The organism is Hymenobacter sp. J193 (assembly GCF_024700075.1).
Lineage (GTDB): Bacteria > Bacteroidota > Bacteroidia > Cytophagales > Hymenobacteraceae > Hymenobacter.
This window is the reverse complement of record NZ_JAJONE010000003.1, coordinates 30385-50981: the sequence shown is the minus strand read 5'-3', so window position 1 is coordinate 50981 and position 20597 is coordinate 30385. Positions and strand designations below refer to the sequence as shown.

General features: G+C 57.4%; 20 protein-coding genes. 7 read left to right on the top strand and 13 right to left on the bottom strand.

Translation table 11 applies throughout. The features are described from left to right. The 4 genes from LRS06_RS21700 to LRS06_RS21685 all read right to left on the bottom strand — a co-directional run bounded on the left by LRS06_RS21700 (window position 1) and on the right by LRS06_RS21685 (window position 3802). Window positions 1–2640 (bottom strand): VirB4 family type IV secretion system protein, encoded by a 2640-nt coding sequence (locus LRS06_RS21700; protein ID WP_257873496.1) that lies wholly within the window; start codon window positions 2638–2640, stop codon window positions 1–3. Further along, window positions 2600–2878 (bottom strand): hypothetical protein, encoded by a 279-nt coding sequence (locus LRS06_RS21695; RefSeq protein WP_257873495.1) that lies wholly within the window; start codon window positions 2876–2878, stop codon window positions 2600–2602. Before LRS06_RS21695 ends, LRS06_RS21700 begins: the two co-directional genes overlap by 41 nt. 106 nt (window positions 2879–2984) lie before the next feature. Next, on the bottom strand, window positions 2985–3428 hold the full coding sequence (locus LRS06_RS21690; protein WP_196957338.1) for a hypothetical protein: 444 nt from the start codon (window positions 3426–3428) through the stop codon (window positions 2985–2987). Between the two features lie 68 nt (window positions 3429–3496). Continuing rightward, window positions 3497–3802, bottom strand: a complete 306-nt coding sequence (locus LRS06_RS21685; RefSeq protein ID WP_257873494.1) for a hypothetical protein — start codon at window positions 3800–3802, stop codon at window positions 3497–3499. A 186-nt stretch (window positions 3803–3988) separates the two neighbouring features. Here LRS06_RS21685 and LRS06_RS21680 point away from each other — a divergent pair, with 186 nt between their 5' ends. From LRS06_RS21680 to LRS06_RS21655, 6 genes are all read left to right on the top strand, one after another. Next, window positions 3989–6100: a DUF3991 and toprim domain-containing protein gene (locus LRS06_RS21680; protein ID WP_257873493.1), complete on the top strand. Its 2112-nt coding sequence runs from the start codon at window positions 3989–3991 to the stop codon at window positions 6098–6100. After that, window positions 6082–6564 carry a hypothetical protein gene (locus LRS06_RS21675; RefSeq protein ID WP_257873492.1) on the top strand — a complete coding sequence of 161 codons (483 nt, stop codon included), beginning with the start codon at window positions 6082–6084 and terminating at the stop codon, window positions 6562–6564. The genes LRS06_RS21680 and LRS06_RS21675 overlap by 19 nt, the downstream gene beginning before the upstream one ends. Continuing rightward, window positions 6509–8974, top strand: a complete 2466-nt coding sequence (locus LRS06_RS21670) for a hypothetical protein (RefSeq protein WP_257873491.1) — start codon at window positions 6509–6511, stop codon at window positions 8972–8974. The genes LRS06_RS21675 and LRS06_RS21670 overlap by 56 nt, the downstream gene beginning before the upstream one ends. Window positions 8975–8979: 5 nt before the next feature. Then, window positions 8980–9396: a hypothetical protein gene (locus LRS06_RS21665; RefSeq protein WP_257873490.1), complete on the top strand. Its 417-nt coding sequence runs from the start codon at window positions 8980–8982 to the stop codon at window positions 9394–9396. 42 nt (window positions 9397–9438) lie between these two features. After that, a complete protein-coding gene (locus tag LRS06_RS21660) occupies window positions 9439–9684 on the top strand; it encodes a hypothetical protein (RefSeq protein ID WP_257873489.1) in 246 nt (81 codons plus the stop codon). 239 nt (window positions 9685–9923) lie between these two features. Next, window positions 9924–10577 carry an immunity 26/phosphotriesterase HocA family protein gene (locus tag LRS06_RS21655; protein WP_257873488.1) on the top strand — a complete coding sequence of 218 codons (654 nt, stop codon included), beginning with the start codon at window positions 9924–9926 and terminating at the stop codon, window positions 10575–10577. Between the two features lie 784 nt (window positions 10578–11361). Here LRS06_RS21655 and LRS06_RS21650 read toward each other — a convergent pair. The 7 genes from LRS06_RS21650 to LRS06_RS21620 all read right to left on the bottom strand — a co-directional run bounded on the left by LRS06_RS21650 (window position 11362) and on the right by LRS06_RS21620 (window position 17237). Continuing rightward, entirely contained in the window at window positions 11362–12261 is a 900-nt protein-coding gene (locus tag LRS06_RS21650) for an IS3 family transposase (protein WP_257873487.1), read from the bottom strand. Next, window positions 12258–12566, bottom strand: a complete 309-nt coding sequence (locus LRS06_RS21645; RefSeq protein ID WP_257873486.1) for a transposase — start codon at window positions 12564–12566, stop codon at window positions 12258–12260. The genes LRS06_RS21650 and LRS06_RS21645 overlap by 4 nt, the downstream gene beginning before the upstream one ends. 103 nt (window positions 12567–12669) lie before the next feature. Then, window positions 12670–13179, bottom strand: coding sequence for a hypothetical protein (locus LRS06_RS21640; RefSeq protein ID WP_257873485.1), 510 nt, complete (start codon window positions 13177–13179; stop codon window positions 12670–12672). 95 nt (window positions 13180–13274) lie between these two features. Then, window positions 13275–14483, bottom strand: a complete 1209-nt coding sequence (locus LRS06_RS21635) for a gliding motility-associated C-terminal domain-containing protein (protein ID WP_257873484.1) — start codon at window positions 14481–14483, stop codon at window positions 13275–13277. 467 nt (window positions 14484–14950) lie between these two features. Next, on the bottom strand, window positions 14951–15823 hold the full coding sequence (locus LRS06_RS21630; RefSeq protein ID WP_257873483.1) for a hypothetical protein: 873 nt from the start codon (window positions 15821–15823) through the stop codon (window positions 14951–14953). 209 nt (window positions 15824–16032) lie between these two features. Next, window positions 16033–16932, bottom strand: coding sequence for an IS3 family transposase (locus tag LRS06_RS21625; RefSeq protein ID WP_196956052.1), 900 nt, complete (start codon window positions 16930–16932; stop codon window positions 16033–16035). Continuing rightward, entirely contained in the window at window positions 16929–17237 is a 309-nt protein-coding gene (locus LRS06_RS21620) for a transposase (protein ID WP_257873482.1), read from the bottom strand. Before LRS06_RS21620 ends, LRS06_RS21625 begins: the two co-directional genes overlap by 4 nt. Before the next feature lie 410 nt (window positions 17238–17647). On the opposite strand from LRS06_RS21620, the gene LRS06_RS21615 reads away from it, so the two are divergent. Continuing rightward, the gene (locus LRS06_RS21615; protein WP_257873481.1) at window positions 17648–18310 is read left to right on the top strand and encodes a recombinase family protein; all 663 of its coding nucleotides are present in this window, start codon (window positions 17648–17650) and stop codon (window positions 18308–18310) included. Between the two features lie 187 nt (window positions 18311–18497). Here LRS06_RS21615 and LRS06_RS21610 read toward each other — a convergent pair whose 3' ends face one another. Both LRS06_RS21610 and LRS06_RS21605 read right to left on the bottom strand, forming a co-directional pair. Beyond that, the gene (locus LRS06_RS21610) at window positions 18498–19424 is read right to left on the bottom strand and encodes an Abi family protein (RefSeq protein WP_257873480.1); all 927 of its coding nucleotides are present in this window, start codon (window positions 19422–19424) and stop codon (window positions 18498–18500) included. Window positions 19425–19694: 270 nt separating this feature from the next. Next, complete coding sequence (locus LRS06_RS21605) at window positions 19695–20558, bottom strand: nucleotide-binding protein (protein ID WP_257873479.1); 864 nt, start codon at window positions 20556–20558, stop codon at window positions 19695–19697. Window positions 20559–20597 lie beyond the last annotated feature (39 nt).

Here is a 20597-nt window from a genome sequence, read left to right as displayed (position 1 = left end):
TTATTTTGAGGTGGAGGAAACGAACTCATCCACAGCGAAATCAAGGCGCTGCTCAATGATGGTGGAGTATTCCGGCAAGCCATCCGGGCCGATCTTCGGCCGGCCGGTTTGCGGGTCAAGCACGGCCACCGGCAGGCGGCGCTGGTAATGGGTTACCAGGCTGTTAAGCAGGTTGCGATCGGCCGCCCGCGAGCTGAGAATAGCGTTCAGCGCCGGGGCCGCTTCCAAGGTGTAAATCTTGGCGACGGGACCCTGCTTGATGAGGAACTGCCGCCAGCCCTCCCCGGACTGAATAGAGCGGATCAGGCTCATTTCGTGCGAAGTAAAGCCCATTGGCTTTTCTAGGCGCTCCAAACTGGCCTCGTTGGTGTGGCGCAGGATAATTTTCGTGGCCGAGTTGTCGATGAGCGTGTAGCCAATCGGGGATTCCACGATTTCCTTTATCCCCTGGGTGATGATACCGATGGAGCCATTCGTTTTGCGAATGGTGCGGTACATGTTCACGATAAAGTCCTCCAGGGCTCCGCTCAGCATCGACCAGGCTTCATCCATCAGGATATACTTCACGTCATGCGGGAACTTGCGGAACAGATCCAGCGACAATTCCGTGATAAGCATTGCCACTACCGGGTAGAGCGTCGGGTCGGCCTTCACGCGCAGCATATCAAAGCAGATCAGCCGGTAGTCCGACAGATCCACGTCGAGCTTCGCGTTCAGCACCTTGGCGTAACGCCCCCCTTCCACATATTCACCCAGTACCAGAAAAAACTCGTCCATCTGGATGTAGGCCGAGTCCTTGCGGTATTGCTCCCGCTGCTTGAGTAGGTACGGGTCCAGCTTCTCCAGCTCAGCTGCGTCCAGTCGCACGGTCATGCGCTCGTGGTAGTCCTGCACGAAGTTGTAGAAGCTCTGCATGCCAGGGTAATTCTCATCGTGGTGGCCGAGCTTGTCGTCCTTGTTGAGCGTGGCATAGTAGTCCTGCAGAAAGCGGGAGAGAATCGCGCGCTCGGATTTAGTCAGCACGCCGTCTTTGCCCGACTTCCACAGCGCCGCCAGCAGGGCCAGGTGGAAATTGAGCTTTTCATCGGTGTACAGCCACTTATTTTCCGCATCGCGCGGCACAAAGAAGGGCGCGAACTCAATTGGATTGGCCGGGTCGTATTCGAAGTAGGACTTATCGAAATCCGGTCCGTTAAGTGACTGACAGGTATTGCGGTAAGAGCCGCCCACGTCGATAATGATCTGCCGCGCGCCGTTCTCATACCGCTGGGCAATGAAATTGCCCATAGTATAGCTCTTGCCCGAGCCGGAGGGGCCAATCGTGATGCTGTTCTGGTTATCCTGGGTGACATCAAACAGGTTGATGCGAACCAGGTTGCGGAAGCGGTCGCAGATGTATTCCCCCGTGCGGGCGGACTTAAAGGTTGTGGTCCAATGCACGTAGCAGGCCGCCCGGTCCGTGGTCGTCGGCAGCCAGCGGTCTGGTACCTGATACCCGTTGCAGGGCAGGGCCGCGAAGAAGAGGGGCAGCGTTAGGAAATTCTCTACGGCCGCTTCTGAGCTGAACATGGAGCGCATGGCAGCGGCGGCCTTCTCCACGTTTTCTTTCCGCAACGCATCCTGCGTTTCCCAGGTCAGAAGGCTGACGTGGAGCTTGCAAAGCTGTTTGCCCTCGGCCCGCACTTCGGCCGAGAAGGCGTCAATTTCCGCTACACGCAAGTGATTATCCTGCGTGGCCAGCTTGGAGAGCGATTTATTGATGGTCTTGTCGCGGTCCAGGGTTTCCAGCTCCGCTTTCGTGTCAACCACCTGGATAGACTGGGTCAGGATGTGCGGGATTGCCAGAAAATGGGTGAGCGGGTACAGCATGGGGGAAGTCACCCCATAGTTGTTGCGCACGCAGGGAAACATCTGCAGGCCCTGGCCCGTCAGGCTCACGCAGGAAACTTTTTGCTCCCCGACGGCGAGCGTACCCACTTCGTTGTACAACTCCCGTTCGTAATGCTGGGGCTGTCGGTCAAAGTCCAGGTTCAGGAACTGCAGGTAGAGGGCGCGGATCTGGTGCTCATCCATCCGCTCCAGCGTAATATCCGGTATGCCCCGCATGGCCTGAATAAACTCCTGGGTATACTGGTCGGCCAGCGCCAGCGTCTGGGTAACCGACTCGAAGGGGTTATCCGGTAGCTTCTGATCCACATTGTTGATCAATGCGTTCAGGGCCGAAACCGGGCGCGGAGGCTTTTCCTTTTTGCCGCTGGGTTTACCACTTGACTTGGACGACACCGGGGCGAAGCTCAGAAATAGGTAAGGCGAATGGTAGAGCACCATACGGTTGCCGAAATACTGGCCCATGCGGCTGCTGAAGTACTGGCCTGGCGCTGGCGGATGGACATAGGGCCGGTCATAGTACACATCGGTTTTCTGCACGACCGTGCCGGGCGGCAGCACCTTCAGCGCCGCCTGGAACGCGACGTGGCAGGCCGTATACTGGTCGGGGTCCCACAGCTCCATCTCCACGGGAGTAAGCTTGAAAGCCACTCCAACCCGACCGTCTTTCAGGACTAGCTTATGATTGTCGTAGAGATATACCGGGAGGGCATCACTTAGCCCGCCCTGCTTTACCTTTTTGCTTTTGAACATGGTGAATGCCTATGGTGAGGCGTTTAGGTTGGCGTAGATGGTAGCTGGCGTAGCCCATCAGAAAGCCGGGGGGGCGGTGCTTATTCAGGTATCGCAGCGTGAAAAACAGGCCCACCGCCGTTAGAATCAGGATCAGGTAGATGAGCGGATTAATCGTAGTGCCCATGCTGAGCAGGGCCAGGAGCATCCCGCCACCGATGACAAGGCCAAAAACAAGGCCCAGGCTCTGGATATCCATTCCGAGAACCTGGGCCGGCCTTTCAATGCTTTTGTAGGAGCGCATCGAACGTGCTTATGAAAAAGAAGAGAAGTAGGGCGGCGCAGGTGCCGCCCTACTGCGTTCATTATTCCACGTTACCGCCGCCACCGCTGTTGCCGGTGTTGCCCACGATTTGAGATTTGAGGGAGTTGAAGCCCCAGAAGAGCAACACGCCGCCGGCCAGCCACATCATGCTGGTCATGGCGTCCGGCTCGCCACCGATGAACTTCTTGGCGGTTTTAACCAGGCCGATCATCAGGAACACGGCGAAGATGCCCTGCGCGATAAGCAGCACCGTGGCCTTGAAGGAAGTCAGCGTGGAGCTGACGCCGCCAGTCTGGGCATTCACTTGCCCGATGAAGCCACCCAGTACCATCAGGGTGCCATAAATGCGGCGGTCCCACTTGGTCATGTTGTGTGACTGGAAATGCGCCTTGTTAAAAGCGACGGTTGCATCAGCCACCACGGTGGCGGTAGCTCCCTGTGCCCGGTTCCAGGCCTCAGTGATTTTGCTTAGAACGTTGTTCATGGTAATTGGGAAAAAATGAAAAAATGTGAGAAAGGGTAAATGGTGAAAAAAAGGAGGTGAAATGGAGGCTAGGCCTCCGGTAAAGGCTGGTTCTTCAGCTGCTGCCACAGGGTCCACTTGGACTGCTGCTCCAGGTACTCAGCATACTTGTCAGGCTGCTTGGTGGGATTAGGGGGAAGCTCTGGCTCAAGCCGGTACGTGGTGCGTGGCAGCGACTCATGATTCTGCCCGGGGGCAGGTGGTTTGAGAGCCGCCAAACGCTTATTCTGTTCCCGTTTGTGGGCTGCTCGCTGCATGCGGTTGATCACCACATACACCAGGATACCCATGCCGGAAAGCCACCCGGCGAGAATCAGATAAAGGGAAGGGTTCACGGCTTTACGCGATTAACTTTGATTGCATTTCGCTGCCAAAGATGCGAAAAAACCGAATCAAAAAAGACTTTGCGCAATTTTTTCTAATCGCAGTACAGCAATTAAGATTAATTGCGTGGTAAAGGAGGCTTCATTGCGTAGTATTGTCTACTTAATGTCCATTTTCCTTCTTCATCCCAACTGCCCATGAACTCACCAACGGGGGGCCGCCCGCGGCCAAACGACGACTCGGAGCTGGAACGCTTCAAAGACCAAATACCTATCGTGCCCCTGGCCACCGGCCGCTATGGGTATGACATTACCGACAAGGCCCGTAACGACTCCTGGCATAAGCTGGAGAAGGGAGGGGAAATCCTGATTGTCAGCAAAAAGGATGGGCGTGACGTGTATATGAACGCCCACGACACGAAGGACAGCGGCTCGGTAGTAGACTTTGTAAAGACCCGGGATGGTCTGAACCTAGGCCAGACGCGGCAGCAGCTGCGTCAGTACCTGGGAGAGGGCGGCCCGGAGCAGGATCGGCAGCAGCTGGCCCTGCGGCCGGAACCGACGCGCACGCGCCAGGCCGAGCGCGGGCCAGATGCCTCCCTACCGGAGGACCCCCGTGAACGGCGAGATGAGTTGCTGAAGCGGACTCTGGGCGTACAGCCGGCCCTGACGGATAAAAGCTACCTGCGTGAGCGGGGCCTGAGCGACGAGACGATCAACGCCCCGGCCTTTCAGGGGCGCGTGTTTACCGGCCAGAACGGCCCGCATAAGAACACGGTGTTCCCGCTGCTCAATGAAGGTGGGTTTTCGTCCTACGAGGAGCGCAACCACAATTTCAAGTCACAGATGCCCGGACCCCGCGACGGCATCTGGGTCAGCCACCCTACGCAGGGCAAGGGGAGCGCCGTAGAGCGTATCGTCATCGGGGAAAGCCCAATTGACGCCATGAGCAAGTACCAGCTGGAGCAGCCAGGCGGATCAGGGCCAAGTACCATGTACATCACCAGCAGCGGCACCGTCTCGCAGCGGCAGGTGGAGTTGATGCAAAAGGTCATCGACCGGCAGCAGCCGAAAGAGGTGGTGCTGGCCAACGATAACGATGCGGCCGGGGTGCGCTTCAACCTTAACTACATGAACGACTTCCGGGCACCGCGGCAAAACGTGGCCCTGGAAACAGGTAGTGAAACGCCCGAGCAGCAGCGCGGCAACGTTACTTGGCGGGCCCAGCGCGGGGGCGAGTATCACACGGATTTGAAAGTCACCTTTGAAACCGAGCGCCAGCGCGAGGGGAGGGCGGCCGTGGCCAGCCTGCAGGAAAAGGTTGACGGCTGGCGCAAGGAAGGGGGAGAGCAAGCCGCGTCGCTGGAAGTGGTCCGCATGGGCAGCGACCAGACTGTAGCCCGCGTGACGGTGACCAACGACCAACTGCCACAGCTGCGCGGTTTGGTGCAGGAGCTGCACGCCCAGCGTGAAGCGGGCATGCCGGAAGCGCAGCGTACACCGCCTGGGTTTTTTAAGTGGGAAGCGGCCCTGAGTAAGGATTATAACCAGGACCTGACCGATCAGCAAACGGAACAGCGGATGCAGCGCGCCCGCGAGCAGGCCGGATTCGACAAAGGGGTGACTGCCCAGCAGGCTAGCGTTTCGCCCATCGAGCGCCCCTTGATGCTGGAGATTGTCGAACAAGGCCAGCGGCAGAATGGGGGCGGAGCAGCCGGCCAGATTGAGCAGGACCTTCGTAAGGCTGGCCTATCAATCCTTGACCGGAAACAGGAAATTGACCAAGCCAGCGGTGTGCGCACCACGCACCTGCAGGCGCAGTACCTGGTGACCGACCCCGATCCACAACGCAAGGCAATCAGCACCCAGCTGGAAATTATCAGCCGCGCCCCCGGCGTCACGCTGACCGAAACCGAGGCGCACGCGCAGGAGCGTCGGCAGCTAACAAACGCCCCTGCCGTTAAGCCAGTAGAGCTGCCGGAGCGCCAGTTGGCCGAAAGTAAAGCGGTTTTCAGCGCAGCTACGAAGGAGTTAAGCAAAGGCCTCGAAGAGCAAGGAATTCCCCTGCAGGCGGCCCGATTAAGCGAAATAAGCCGGAATGTACTGGAGCGGGATATTATGCCTTTGCGGGGCCTTGACCGCGAAAACCTGAATGGGGCGATAGCGATAGCGGAGAAATTGCCAGCCCTGCAGGAAAAAGGGCAGCCAGGGCCGTTGGTGCTAGCCGTGCAGCAGGCGGACAAGTCAATGCATGAGCGCTACCAGACGGTTCAGGAACTAGGGGAAGTGGTGTGCAGCGAGGCGCTGTAATCGTACTCGATGAAAAAGCCGGGGGAGAAAACCGGGCGGTACCGGTATGGAAAGATCTGAAAGCGGAAGGCGCCGGCGTGGGCAACATCGTGCAGCGCGAAGTTGCTCCAGGAATCATGGAGCGACGGATAGATTTCAAATACGATCCGGCACCCGGCCAGGCGGCTGCAGGCGTAGAAGCCGTACTGCGGGCTGCTGAGCGCAGTCCCGGCGTGATGGTCGAGGAGCCCGCGCAGGCCCGGCAGGTGCGCCAGGCGGGGGCCGCCGTATTCAGCCAGGAAGAACAGGCTGCCGGCAGGGCGGTAAACTCGCTGCGCCCAACGTATCCATCCAGCAGTACCGAATGGGTAACCTACGCCGTGACCAGCGCGGCTCCAAGTGGCAGCCCCGAGCTGCGGGAGCAGGCCGATGTGGTGCGAAAAGCGGGGGGTTATCGTGCCGTTGGCGGGGCAGAGCCAGGGTGAGCAGACGCAGCTGGTTAGCTTTCATTTACAGGACCCCCGCCTGGGCGCCATCAGCGAAGCTACCCGGCAAATGAGTGAAAATGGCGGCAACCGCTACGATGTGGAACGCCGCGTAAGCGTTGGGGAAGCCGGTGGGTGGGCTGCTGGCCTGGTCCGCCTGACAGAGGCCCAGGACGCGGCTACGCGTACCCCACAGATCCTGGATGATCTGCGCGCTAATGGCGTCCTCATTCAGGGGCAGCAGCGCGTCGAAGCGCCGGCGGGCTTCGTGCGCGAGGAGCTACGCATTGCTTATCAAACGGAGCAGAATCCCCTGGGCATCGGAAACGTGCTGGATGCGCTCAAACGCAGCCCCGGGGTAGAGCTGGAAGAAGGAGCCCGGCAGCAGCAGGCCCGCGAAGCCCTGGCCAACGCTGAACGGGAGCGACAGGCGGAGCTACGCCGGCAGCAGGCCGAGCAGGAAACGGCTCGGCAGCAAGCGGAGCGGGAGCGGCAGGCTAACACACCGGAGGCCCAGCGCGCTCGGGAGGAAGCCGACCGGCAGTTGACTTCGGGGCTACTAGCCGCAGCGGCCGCGCAGCAGCGCCAGCAGCCGGGAGGAGGTATGCACCCCATGGAAGGCCTGGACCAAATTTTCCGGGAAAAAGCAATGGAGGGAGCCGGAACTAAAGCCCCAAGCTACGAGGAAGTGCCGCGCAGTATGCACACGCCCGATGCTTCGCATCCGGTTCGTTTTGTGCAGTTGGAGGCTGGTAGTGGTGCGGAAAATGCGCAGCGTCTGCAGGAATCAGTGCGGCAGTTGGAGCGGGCCGGCGCGACCCCCAGCCCGCTGCAGCAGGAGCCGGGCAGTGGCGTACAGACGGCGATGGTCGCCTACCGCCTGGACCAGACGGAGCTGCCGCAGATCCACCGGCTTTTGTCGGAAACGCAGAAGGAGGGCCAGCTTCGCGTCAATGAGCAACCCGGCCTGTCAGCCGAGCGCCTGCTGGAGTTGGAGCGGCGGGGACAGCCGGAAGTAGGGGCGTCAAAAGCGCCAGCATTCGACCTGGCCACCGAGCAGCAGCGCTCCCCGGCCGTGGAGCACCCTTACCGCTATGCCGAAATCAATATGTCGGCAGCCGGCCACAACGAGGATAAGTTGCGGGTGATGCGCAAGGACTTTGAGCAAGCCGGGGCGTCTGTTACGGCCGTGGAACCACACCGCGACCTAGCCGGCCGCGAGCAGCTGCGCATCATGGTGGGCTACCGCATCGACCAGCCCGAGCTACCCCAGATACAGGAGCAGCTACGGGCCGCGCAGCAAGCCGATACAGTACTCTACAAGGAACGGGGTGGCCAGGCCATGGAACGTAGCTGGGAGTTGGAGCGGCGCCAGCGCGAACCCGGCGTTTCCCTGAACTTCGCCCCGGAGGCAATCCACCCCAAGGACCCAGGCCGCGAGGCCGCCGTTGCCGGGCAACAGGGCACTGGTCCAGCCAGCGTGGGGCAACAAAGCCGCGATTACTATCCGGCGGAAGGCTGGAAAACGCAGGTATTGCGGGACCGGCGCGATGATGAGCTGGCACCGGTGGCGGCGCAATTGGTAAAAGTAGGAGCGCAGGTAGGCGGTACCCTGCCCGATGGGGCTGGTGGCCGCGAAATGGTCGTCAGCTACCATCCCGCCGCCGTGCCGCAGGACAAAGTGCTGGAGGTAATAGAAACCCACCGCGCGGCCCGCGAGGTAACCGGGCCACAGCAGGCAAGCACCCCGGTCCCAGGCGCTGAGCGGGCCGTAGAGGCAGCCCCCGCCGTGCGCACCCCGGAACGGGCCAATGAACCCGCGCCAGCACCTCAGCCGGCCGTGGCCACGACGACCAGCGTGAGCGAGCAGCCGTTCCGGACAGTCGGCATCAGTATCGTTGAGGAAGGCCTGCAGCAACGCGCCCAGCAGCTGCGTCAGGATCTGCAGCAACAGGGGGCCATCGTCAGCGAGTTGCAAAAGCGCGAGAGCGGGCAGGACCTGAGCCGCCAGCATTTCACGGCGAGCTATCCGCTGGGCCCACAGAGCGCCGGCATAGCCCAGACTTTGGAAACAGCAGGCCGCCAACCCGGAATTAACCTGGAGGAATCCATGACGCAGCAGCGGGAGCGGCAACGCCTGTACGGGGGTGAAGTACCGGCCATCAGTGGCACAACGGTTGCGGCTGCATCGGCCTACGCGGCCGGCCCGCCCCATGGCCCGGGCAATTGGCGGCAAGGGGTGGTGCTGGTAAGCGACACGGAGGAGGAGCGCACGCGCTCGGCCACCGTGCGCGAGGCCCTGCAGAAAGCCGGGGCGCAAGTCGGGGCAGGGGGGAACGGAGCGACGGTGTTCCCGGTACTGCCATCCGCTATTCCTACCAAACCCAGCAGGAGCAGCTGGAGCGCGTAAACAAAGTGCTTGATACGGCCGCGAAGAGCGAAGGCATCGAGGTAAAGGAACAGAAGCCCCAGCAGCCGGGGCCGGAGCTGGAAACGCGCACCGGCAAGTTCAACCAGGCCGTGATTTCAATTGATGATACGCCCGAGAAGGGCAAGGCCCGCGCCGAGACCATCGGCGGCGAGCTGAGTAAGGGAGGGGCCATCGTCGGCGAGGCCAAAGTAGTCGGCAACCACGTCGAGATGCCGGTGAGCTACCATACCAAAACGCCCAACATCCAGCACATCAACGACACCTTGGACAAGGCCGCCAACAGCAGTGGTATCCAGGTGAAGGAAAATGGGGAAGACCGGGGCGCCCGCCTGCAGGGCGCGCGTGACGTAGCCCGGGAATCGGGTGGTGGGTCCACGTTGATGGAGCGTGAACGAAGCTAGCCCTTACTGCTGCTGCATTTTTTCACTTATTCCTGCACCCTGATGAATACATATGACATGTTTGTGCTGCTGGGCTGGGGCCTGTTGCTGGGCGGCATACCCACGGCTGGCTATTACCTCTACCAGTATGGCCGCGCCCTGATGGAACGGCGGCGAAACCTGCCTTTCGACCCCTTCACCCGCCAGGAACGGGCGGCATTATGGAGGCAGGAGATAGACTTCCGCTTTTTCTGCACCGCGTTGGCCTTGTTTGGGCTGATGCTCTGCAACTGGCTGGCAAAATCCTAACCGGGCGCACTGCCATAGCACGAGAAAAAGGCCGTTGGATAAGCTGTGGGCTCCAGCGGCCTTTTTCCCAGTTGCCCTTTCACTTAGTTCACCTATGAATTGGCTGATAATTTCAGTCTAGTCTTAATAAGTCCGTTTACGATTATTCATACTTATCATAAAACGACTTCTCGGACAGCCTCAATAAGTAGCCTTATGTTTGGCTTCTATTTATCATAAATTGACTACTAAAAGACAATATGGCGAAACGGCTTAAGTCTGGGCACATTTTACGGATACCACTATACCACAACTGGGGCTTCGCTTACGCGAAATATGTTAATGTCATTGGTGTACAAGGCAACCAGTCCTATCCAGACCTCATCAAGATTTTTGATTACCGTTCGTTGGTCGATGAACCTATTGACGCGGCTCTCCTGCATACCTACCTGATGCAACCCATCCTACTTGCAGGCCGGCTCCCCACCCTTAGGCATGGATTCTGGTCTATCGTAGGAGCATTGCCACTACTGCCTGAGGATGACGAGTTACCTGATTTGCGGGTTGACGAATCGACTATTGCGGACCGTATGGTGATTTATCAGCAACCCCGGCCTGGTGCCACACTCTATACCAAAAACTTGGAGTTACGTCCTCAATTTGAAACGTCTCTCGCCAATGTTGAGCATTTAGAATTTTTAGGTGCTCGAGGGTCAGGCCTGATTGAAATCAGTGCTACCATGTCGTTCATGCTCCAAGACGGGGTCTATCCTGGCGACTTTTTTGACTTAGATGACCCAACTTACAAGTATGAGTACGGGCTTCTCAAGTCTCGTCCCCTAGCTAACTCTCTTCCTCAAGAATTATATGGACGCGCCCGCCAGCCTAACCAACCAGGATACGTGCCCCTTTAGTAGTAAACAGTACTTTTTCCGTGCTGAGCGCTTCTAGAAAGCGACTCCCTTATCTGAATTTTATCTCTTAACATAAAGTAAGGTATACCCAGGGCCTCGGAAAAGTGGTAAATTTTGGCTTGGTTAAGCGGGCGTAAACGTTTAGTATTTTTCGGTTACGATACCTCTCTATTATGCCCGTCGCTACTCAGCCGCCTCCTATTCGTCACAGACTAACTGCTTACCGAAAGACAAGGATAGAATTCGCCGCCCTGGGACTGCTCCTAGCGTGTTCGCCCGTGAGGCGTGCTCCTTCGAATCCGTATCCCCTCGCGCGCGCTGTTCGCCTAACAGTGCCTGCAACGCGCCTCGTCACGCAGGGCGATTCCATCTCTCTTTCCTTTCGCTTTACGAATGCGTCGACTGACACGGTCTGCTTCAATCCCAGGGCCCTGGTGTACCTGCGCCGCCGACCACAGGGCTACCATTCGGCGATAATGTGGTTGGACTCGACCAGCCTTCGGCCTGCGCGGCCGCTCGTCGCGTTGCTGCCAGGCGATACCCTTTCCGTGCCCCGATCCTTCCCACTTGATACGACGCTGTTATCGGCTCCAGAGACGCCGTGGATGGTGTTCTCGCTGCATCCCTGTCCTACTGCGCGACCTGCCTCGAATCGGCAATGGTGTGGTACCTTGGCCATCGATTCAGTGATACTCGTTCGACCTCAGCACGGGGGGAGGTAGGCAGCCCACGCAGGACAGTGCTCACTCTGCCCTTTCAATAGGGTACGCCTGAGGTGGTCCGATTACGCTGGACAGTTTAGGGCACTAAGTTGAAGGAGCTGTTGATGAGCGTGATACGGTGTCTGATAATCAATGCTGGAGTGTAGGCGCTCGTGATTGTAGTAGTCAAAATAGTCGGCTACGCTGGCTTGCGCGTCCGCTAAATCGGCAAAAACGGGCCGCTCTCGGACTTCGAGTACTTCGGTTTTGAGGCGTGACCAGAGGCTTTCGGCCTGCGCGTTGTCATAGCAGTCGCCGCGGCGGCTCTGCGAGCGCACTGCCTCGTGGTCGCGTAGCAACTGTCGGTAGGCGTTGCCGCAGTACTGCCCGCCTCGGTCAGAGTGGACGACGAGGCCTGGCGTGGGCGGCTGCGCCCAAAAAGCGCGCTGCAAGGCGCTGGTAATCAATTCTTCGGGCATAGAGGCGCCCACTTGCCAGCCCACCACCTGTTTGCTGACCATATCTTGGTAAGCGCACAGGTAGGCCCAGTCGCCGTTGGCCAGGGGAAGGTACGTGATGTCGCTGACCCAGACCCGATTGGCCTGCGTAGGCTTGGGCTGGTCGAGCAGCCGGTTGGGGGCGCACCGCAGCCCGTGGGTGGAGTCGGTCGTGCGCGGGGTGAAGGCCTTGGGTTGCAGCGCCTTCAGTCCCCGCCGGCGCATCGCCGTGCGGAGCCGCTGCCGCCCGACGCGGTAGCCCTTGCGGCGCAGTTCAACGCGCAGTCGACGCGTACCATAGCAGCGTTTATGCACCCCAAATGCCTTAACCAACGCCGTTTCCCAAGCGGGCTCTGACTGATTTACTACTTGCTGCTGAGCTTGTTGCCATGCGTAATAGCCACTGACAGGTACTTGCACCAACTGGCAGAGCAGGCGCACGGAGTGGTGCCCCCGCTGCGCTTCGATAAAGCGGTAACGGCTCATTGGTTGGGTGTCTGTGAGAAGATGGCAATGGCTTTTTTTAAAATTTCCAACTCCTGCGCCTGCCGCCGATTGGCGGCGCGCAGTTGGCGCAACTCCGCCGCCGTGGCCGGGTCGAGCTCCGCCCCACGGGCCGCCGCCACGGGGGTAAGGGCTTCTTTCTGCCACTTGTAAATACGTTTGGGGTCGATGTTGAGGGCACGCGCCGCAGCCTGGGTCGAGCGGCTTTCACTGGCTAGGCGCAGGGCCTCGGCGCGGAAGGCGGCATCGTAGCGCCGACGTTTAGTGGGTTGAGGACGGTCTTTCATGACGTGCGAAAGTTAAGACCCTATTCTGTCCAGATTTACCCGACCACCTCAAGTACAATAAGTAGAAAAGGTACTGGGACATCAGTCCCAGTACCTTTTCTACTTATTGTACTGTATAGGTCAAGTTAAATTTCCCGTTGGTTAAGGCAACTGAGCGGGTGTTACTGCCCGGACTGCAGACGGTGCCGCTGAATGTTCCACTAATGGTTTTGCGTTGACTGTCGAACGCGATGATCTCAACCATCCGGTTCTGGGAAGAGCAGTTACGCGGATCAAAGTACAAGGCTCGGTTATTCACCATTTCTGTATAATACGGCCCATCTGCAGAAGCCGGATCGGTGATGGTGAAGCGGCCAGTGCGGCTGTTGAAGTCAGTCAACCGCACGACGACGCGTGAGCCATTCGTCGCATTAAAGGTGACCAATAACTCTTTAGAGGCGGGTCGAACGACTGCGGTAGCTGTGGCTGCTGTACTATCAAATGGTTTCCCCTCTACATCGACGGTAGCGGTATTAGCTGGGATAGACGGCTGCGCCTGTTCTTTTGATTTACTGCCACATTGTTGAAGCGAAAGGACGCTCAGTAAAAGCGGCACGGCATAATGCGTTTTCATGGAGGGGTAGTTAGGTAGTTAAGCAATAAAGGTAAACGGTTGTTAGCATCTTTTTTAGAGCGTGCTTAAGCAAACCTGATTTAGACACCGCTGACTCAGTAGGCAATCGTAATATACCCCTTATACTGCCGCTGATTGGAGTATTCAATCAGGTAGAAGTACACACCACCTGGCAAGCCACTGCCATCCCAACGGAAATCCCGCTGAGTGGAATTGTATACCTGCTTGCCCCAACGGTTGAATACCTTGATACCTGCGAACCGTTGAGTACAGTAGTCCGGTGGCAAGTCAGGTAATTCAAAGGCATCATTCAGTCCATCATTGTTTGGCGTGAAGATATTGGGAGGTGTAAAGGCTATTGCCTCTGGGTTTTGCACTTCAAAGCGCACGGTCCTACGTTGAGGCTGTGGGTTACACGTCGTTTCCTGCAACTCAAAGAGAACCTCGTAGCCATGTGGCGCTGTCACCGTACAACTCGCATTCCACCGGAATATTCCAGTAGCTCGCCCTTGCCCATTGTGAGGCTCGAAGCTCATCCCAGCAGCCGCCAGCTCAAATCCTACGCCACGTGCCGTGAGCACTAGGGCGTTCTTATCAACATCAGTTCCTTCGATCTTCGCCTCTAGTACAGAACCGGGCAATTGCTGTAGTGGAAGAGGCGTTGTACTCCCGGCAAACAGAGACGAAGTCAGCTGTGGAGCGCTATTAGGGTTGACAATTTGAATAGCCACCCGTAGGATACTGGTTTTTGGCTCGCCACAAGGGGCATCTTTAGCCGTGAACTCAAATTCATACAAGGATTTACCTTCTTGCGGGCAAGGTACCCGCCAAGTGAAATGCCCTTGCTGTACATTGCCAGTAGTCGTCTGCGTAAGCTCGGCCGCAACGCTGGTAGCCGTAAACCCTATCCCTGCCATTGACAGAGAGAGCAAATCGTTGTTCGGATCCGTAGCTCGCAGATCAAACGACACCAGCTCTCCCGGTTGCGCTCGCAGCGGCGTTGTGCCGGCGTTAGCCGTTATCTCTGGTGGCTTGTTGCTAAGGTCAATTCGGATCGGAATAGTAAGGCTCGCCGTTTGCGCTCGATCACAGGCGGTTGAGGCTGCCGTAAAGGTAAACTCATAGAGCAGGTTGCTCGCTGAAGGGCAAGGTACTACCCATCGAAAGGTTCCGCGGTTTTCACCAGCCGCTCTATTCTGGCTGAGCTGTGCGCCTACATCTTGTGGCCGGAATCCTTGTCCTTGCATAGCCAGGCTAACGGTATCCTGATCAGCATCCGTGCCCAGCAGCGCGAATTGCAGCACTTGGCCGGGCTGCACTACGAGTGGACGATTCGAATCGGCAGTAGTGGTTAGCACAGGGGGAGCATTGTGGTTCTCAACCTCAATAGTCACCAGGATACTATCCGCTTGTGGACGGTCACAGGGGGCATCAGCACCCACAAAGGCAAATGTGTAGCTCCCTACCGCGGAGCAGGGTATACGCCACCGGAAGCTCCCGCGGACCTCATGGCCAGTCCGCGTTTGTGATAGCGCCGCACCTACGGCACTGGCCTGAAACCCCTGTCCATGCATAGACAAGGTAAAAGCATCCCGATTCGGATCACGGACGTTTACGTCGAAGGTTATCAGTTCACCCGGCTGAGCCCGTAAGGGAGCAGGCGCGGTAGTGCTCAGTACAGGTGCGGAGTTGGGCACCATTGTAGAAATGAACGCTACCTGCACGGTATCGCGTCGAGGTAAACTGCAGCCATTATCGGCTACAATAACATCTAGCAGGTACACCTTCCCCCAGTATCTATACACGTTGGAAAACACAGCTGAGAGACGAGGGTATCAGGGGCATTCGGGGCATGTACGGTTCCCTGTTTCAGCGTCAAGGAAGGCAATGTGCCTTTGAAGTTCACGGGGCGCAGCGAAATGGTAAGCTGTGTAGCCGTATCAGGATCGGTGAAGCGCAGGCTTAGGCAGCGGTCTGCACCGGCTGACAGGCGCAAGGTGTCTTTACCCGGCTGATACTGCTTTCGCAAGTCGGGTAAGTGGACCGTTAGCGCAGGGGTTTGATTGGGAGGGCAATTGAGGACTTTCAATTGAAAATCCCGTCGAACTTCCCCAAGTTTGATGCCCTGGCGGTATTCTGAGCAGCGAACACTAAAAACGAACAGGCCTAGTTGGGCAGGCCGCACGGTTAGCCGTCCGGAATGCTGGTCGATACCTAAAGCGGGAGCCCCCTTTATCTGGGTGTCGGTAGCATAACCGGGTAACCAACGAATGGGGGAATAGGGTGCCGGGGAAGGCGTTTCAGGCTTGCCATCCGCATCGGTTGCGTGCCCGTTCAGCGGTGTAACCATATCATACACCAGAGAGTCTCCATCCGCATCCTGACCGCCAAAATCGAAGTAGAATAGCTCCTGTATACAGGCATAATCACTGAGGGGCGGAAAGATTTGGGGCGTGGAATTAAGCAGCGGTTGTCCGTTGCGCACCACGGGCGGAAACTCCAAATAAAAGGTTTGCCCCGCGCCTCCTGGCTCCTCAATGTTGTTAATCGTTCCGTTACGGCAACAGCGCTCTACGGCGACATAGTATCCAGCTGCATTTGTATAAGTGGCAGCGGGTAATTCTATCAACAGCGTATAGACCAAGCGGCGGGTGCGCAAGGAGGGGCTCTCGCACGCTGGATTGGTGTAAGCGACAAACGTGCTGCTAGTAAGTGGTAAACTCACCCGCTGCATAAGCTGATTGTTACCCTTCGCAAAGATTCCAGCCGTGAGCTCATCATCCAGCGCGCCTAGACTGCCATTGACATCATCAAAATATAAGTTCAGCGTAAGTCGGTACTGAGGTGGTCCAGTTAGGCTGGACAGTTTAGGGCACTAAATTGAAGAAGCTGTTGGTGAGCGTGATACGGCGTCTGGTAGTCAATGCTGGAGTGCAGGCGCTCATGATTGTAATAGTCAAAATAGTCGGCGACGCTGGTCTGCGCGTCGGCCAGGTCAGCAAAAACGGGCCGCTCACGGACTTCCAGGACCTCCGTTTTGAGGCGCGACCACAGACTTTCGGCCTGGGCGTTGTCGTAGCAGTCGCCGCGGCGGCTTTGCGAGCGCAGGGCCTGGTGGTCGTGCAGTAGTTGGCGGTAGGCGTTGCCGCAGTACTGCCCGCCACGGTCCGAGTGGACGAGCAAGCCGGGTGTGGGCGGCTGGGACCAAAAAGCCCGTTGTAAGGCGCTGGTCACCAGTTCCTCGGGCATGGTGGCTCCGACCCGCCAGCCGACTACCTGCTTGCTGGCCATGTCTTGAAAAGCGCACAGGTAAGCCCACTCGCCGTTGGCCAAGGGCAGGTAGGTGATGTCGCTGACCCAGACCCGGTTGGCCTGCGTGGGTTTGGGCTGGTCCAGCAGTCGGTTCGGCGCGCACCGCAGCCCGTGGGTCGAATCGGTGGTGCGCGGCGTAAAGGCTTTCGGCTGGAGCGCGTGCAGGCCCCGGCGGCGCATGGCCGCCCGCAGGCGCTGACGCCCCACCCGGTGCCCGTTTTTGCGCAGCGCTACCTGGAGGCGGCGCGTGCCATAACAGCGCTTGTGAACCCCGAAGACCTTGACCAGCGCCGTTTCCCAGGCCGGCTCCGGCCGAGTTACAACCTGTTGTTGAGCCCGTTGCCACGCATAGTAGCCGCTGGCCGGCACTTCCACCAGCTGGCAGAGTAGCCGCACCGGGTGCTGGTCCCGCTGCGCCTCGATGAAACGGTAGCGGCTCATTGGTCCGGTGTCTGTGAGAAGATGGCAATGGCTTTTTTTAAAATTTCCAGTTCCTGCGCCTGCCGCCGATTGGCGGCCCGCAGTTGGCGCAATTCGGCGGCGGTGGCCGGGTCCAGTTCCGCCCCACGAGCGGCGGCCACTGGGGTCAGCGCTTCCTTCTGCCACTTATAAATGCGTTTAGGGTCAATACCCAGGGCGCGTGCCGCGGCCTGGGTCGAGCGGCTTTCACTGGCCAGGCGCAGGGCCTCGGCCCGGAAGGCGGCATCGTAGCGCCGGCGTTTGCTAGGTTGGGGGCTGTCTTTCATGACGTTCGAAAGATAAGGCCCTATTCTGTCCACATTTACCCGACCACCTCATACGTACTGCCCGTTTGGTGCTGCAAGTCCAGCTCACCGCCAACGATATGCGTAGCACTAGCCGATTGTGCCAGTAGCAAAATAAGAATACACCACCCGAGTATCCGACCAATCGTTAAACGAGGTACAACCTGGATCATAGACAACTAAACGCATAAAATCTTAGCCGGCTCAAGATACTACTTCCTAATGGTGAGAGCACCTTTTAGCAACCTGATGTAGTCAAGCGATAGTTTGTTGTCAGGTATCGCATACCTAATTCTTCTTTTCTTGCGTTTTGTCACATATCTTAAACGGACGTTTAACAAATGTGACAAACTGCTATCTTGCGCTTTTTCCACTCCTTTATATAAGGTGTCATGACGCGCTACGTCGCCTACTTCCGCGTGAGCACCGCCCGCCAGGGCCAGTCTGGCCTCGGGCTCGAAGCCCAGCAGGCCGCGGTAAGGACCTTCGTCGGCACGGAGGCGAGCATCGTGGCGGAGTACGTGGAAATCGAGAGCGGCCGTAAGAACGCGCGACCCCAGCTGCAGGCCGCTATTGCATACGCCAAGCAGGAAGGCGCCGTGCTGCTCGTGGCCAAGCTCGACCGGCTGGCGCGCAACGTAGCCTTCCTCGCAACACTCATGGAAAGCCACGTGCGCTTCAAGGCCGTGGACCTGCCGGCCGCCGACGAGTTTACCCTGCACATCCTGGCGGCTGTGGCCCAGAAAGAAGCGACGGCCATTTCCACTAGAACGCGCGATGCCTTGGCCGCCAAGAAGGCGCGCGGATTTCAGCTTGGTACGCCAGCTAATCTAACCGCTGCCTCGCGGGAGAAGGCGCTGGTGTCGCTGCAGCGCAATGCGCAGACCAATCTGAGTAACCGGCAGGCCGCACAACTCGCCGTGTTGTTGCGGGCCACGGGCGTAACGTTGCGGGAGATTGCCGCGCGGCTTAATGAATCGGGCTATCGGACGCGGCGGGGAAAGGCATTTCACCCCATGGGCGTAAAGCGCCTACTGCCGAACTTGGATAAGTAAGTACCTGATTTGCTATAGCAAATCAGGTACTTACTTATAGATTACAAGCCACTTTTAACTAACTGTTTGAGTGTCTTACTACTGCCTTCTTTATGTAATCGGCCGCCAGCGTGATTAAGGGATCGCAATATGGCAAGGGACCCGATGACCGTTATAGGTGAGTGCTTGACATCATTTGGTGCTGTTGCTATTGTGCAATAACCGGTGGGATACTCCAGATAGGCTCCTGCTGCCAATTGACGGGAAAACCCATGGCGGAGGGATCTACGTTGGGGTGAATAGCAAATAGCCCCTGCAAACGGAGGCCCAGGCCAAACTCGGGTGAGATGGTGAAAAGCAAGTGATTCATGCAGCACAACGCAGCATAAAGTTTATTCTGTACTAGCTGTGGGATGGGAGCATAATACAACTCAGGCCTGGGCCGCTTGATACGCTTAGGCGCTGCGGCAATGGTGCGGTTCCACAACCGGGCATGGTGGGCGCATACGTTGCGCACCTGCGTGATACTTTGCAGCCAGCCCGAGAGATACTTCTGTGGTGGGACCATAAAGTAAGCAGCAATTTCATCCCGACCCGACAGCTCCTTGCGGATGTTGCCATATAAGCGGGAAAGGGTGCCTAATGTAACGATTTCCAAGGTTTTCCAGGCCGGTGGGCGGCGGACGTCAGTGCCGTAGCGGGCCTTGTGGTCGAGGATGAATTCTTCGTGGGAGCGAGATAACTCGGCGTCGATGGAAGCCAGGGCCTCGGCGTGATCGTCTGAGCTGGTGAAAAGGGTGACATCCTCGAACCACCAAGGCGTGTGATTCATGGACATGGTGTAGATAAGTTGAGTGCGAATGCTGACCTCTATGCGTTCGATAATATCGAAGACCAAGACGCGTAGCTTTTGATCGAATCGGTACAATTCCAGCGCAGTTTCGAAGCGGCTGCCTATCTTGTAGATATGTAGCGACTTGTCTGACTGAAACGGAAGCAAGTAGCCAGCCAGACGATAGTAACTGATGTTACTGAGGTGACGAATAGCCGCTACTTCATCGTCAATGGCAAGACCTCGTTGGCGCAGTAGCGCAATTTGGTCAATGATGGAAACAGCTTGCTTGTTATAGTCCATAGTTTATCGGAATAGTCCAAACTTTGAAATAGGGACAAAAAAAGACTCGCCCTGGTACGCTGTTCTGACGAGAAGCGTGGCGAGTACTGTTAAAACAAAGGTACGACAAATTCAGGAATTAGGCCAATCATAACGCTATCAACTGTGCTATTATGCTCATGCAATAAATGCAAATCATGATTTTAGATTGTTACAAAGCCAATAAACATGCTACCTCGTTGGCGTGATTACGGGTAACACCGTAGTTAAAAAAGCCTAATACAACTGAGTCTACAACTTTTTTAAGACAGCGGGATCAATGTAAAACCCGACGCCGGACAGCTCATTGGCAAGGCGACGCTTCCATGCGCCGGCCTTGTCATAGGTTTCGTAGACAACGCCATGGAAGTCGCTAGGTTGCTCGAGGCCGGAACCGGCAACGAGTACAAAGACGTTTTTGCGGCCGAGCAGGGCAACGAAGTAGCCAAGCTCAAGTACAACGTTCTGGCGGGCACGGGGCGAAAGCTTGGGTGCAGTTTTGCCAACGCGGATGCCGCCCAAATCGTCGGGACTGAAAAGGACGACGGCGTAGCCACAGGCACGAGCTTCGCGGTCAAACTTTTCGATAATGGTTTGGCCCTCATTGATTTCCTCAAAGAGAACGATACCATCAATGCCGAAGCGGTTGAGGGTTGCTTGAGCATCTTTGCGCATGGCGTCGTCGCGGCCATGGACAATGAATACTTTGCGGCTCTCGTCGTCGACAGCTTTGAGAACGCGCAGGAGACTGGTGCGGGCTGTGCGCAAGGTGGTCATGTCAACGAGCGAGTGACTGAAGGCATTACCCGTAACTTTCAACTTTTCGGCCAGCTCCACCAATTTCTTTTGATGACTGCCACCACGCACTAGCTTGGCCTTACCCACCAGCCCGACCGCGGTAGTAGCAGTCGCGGCCAGAGCTTTTTGAAGGGCTTCGTCCTGACCGTATTGACGGCCATACCGGTCCTTGGCATCAGGTAGCACAATGGCTCCTATTTTTTCACGCAGGAGTTGTAGCTTTTTGCGGTCCATCAGGGAAAGAATGATGACTTCTGCCTTGCAGGCAGCGAGTAAAACTACTAAAATTGAGAAAAGGCGCTTGGCAAATAGAATCAATTGAATTGTAATCTACCTAGTTTGCACGCCTATCTACCA

Excerpts from the sequence above, each read along its gene's own strand:
- LRS06_RS21700 (WP_257873496.1), bottom strand. The coding sequence starts at position 2,640 with ATGTTCAAAAGCAAAAAGGTAAAGCAGGGCGGGCTAAGTGATGCCCTC.
- LRS06_RS21695 (WP_257873495.1), bottom strand. The coding sequence starts at position 2,878 with ATGGATATCCAGAGCCTGGGCCTTGTTTTTGGCCTTGTCATCGGTGGC.
- LRS06_RS21690 (WP_196957338.1), bottom strand. The coding sequence starts at position 3,428 with ATGAACAACGTTCTAAGCAAAATCACTGAGGCCTGGAACCGGGCACAG.
- LRS06_RS21680 (WP_257873493.1), top strand. The coding sequence starts at position 3,989 with ATGAACTCACCAACGGGGGGCCGCCCGCGGCCAAACGACGACTCGGAG.
- LRS06_RS21670 (WP_257873491.1), top strand. The coding sequence starts at position 6,509 with ATGTGGTGCGAAAAGCGGGGGGTTATCGTGCCGTTGGCGGGGCAGAGC.
- LRS06_RS21660 (WP_257873489.1), top strand. The coding sequence starts at position 9,439 with ATGAATACATATGACATGTTTGTGCTGCTGGGCTGGGGCCTGTTGCTG.
- LRS06_RS21655 (WP_257873488.1), top strand. The coding sequence starts at position 9,924 with ATGGCGAAACGGCTTAAGTCTGGGCACATTTTACGGATACCACTATAC.
- LRS06_RS21650 (WP_257873487.1), bottom strand. The coding sequence starts at position 12,261 with ATGAGCCGTTACCGCTTTATCGAAGCGCAGCGGGGGCACCACTCCGTG.
- LRS06_RS21645 (WP_257873486.1), bottom strand. The coding sequence starts at position 12,566 with ATGAAAGACCGTCCTCAACCCACTAAACGTCGGCGCTACGATGCCGCC.
- LRS06_RS21640 (WP_257873485.1), bottom strand. The coding sequence starts at position 13,179 with ATGAAAACGCATTATGCCGTGCCGCTTTTACTGAGCGTCCTTTCGCTT.
- LRS06_RS21625 (WP_196956052.1), bottom strand. The coding sequence starts at position 16,932 with ATGAGCCGCTACCGTTTCATCGAGGCGCAGCGGGACCAGCACCCGGTG.
- LRS06_RS21620 (WP_257873482.1), bottom strand. The coding sequence starts at position 17,237 with ATGAAAGACAGCCCCCAACCTAGCAAACGCCGGCGCTACGATGCCGCC.
- LRS06_RS21615 (WP_257873481.1), top strand. The coding sequence starts at position 17,648 with ATGACGCGCTACGTCGCCTACTTCCGCGTGAGCACCGCCCGCCAGGGC.
- LRS06_RS21610 (WP_257873480.1), bottom strand. The coding sequence starts at position 19,424 with ATGGACTATAACAAGCAAGCTGTTTCCATCATTGACCAAATTGCGCTA.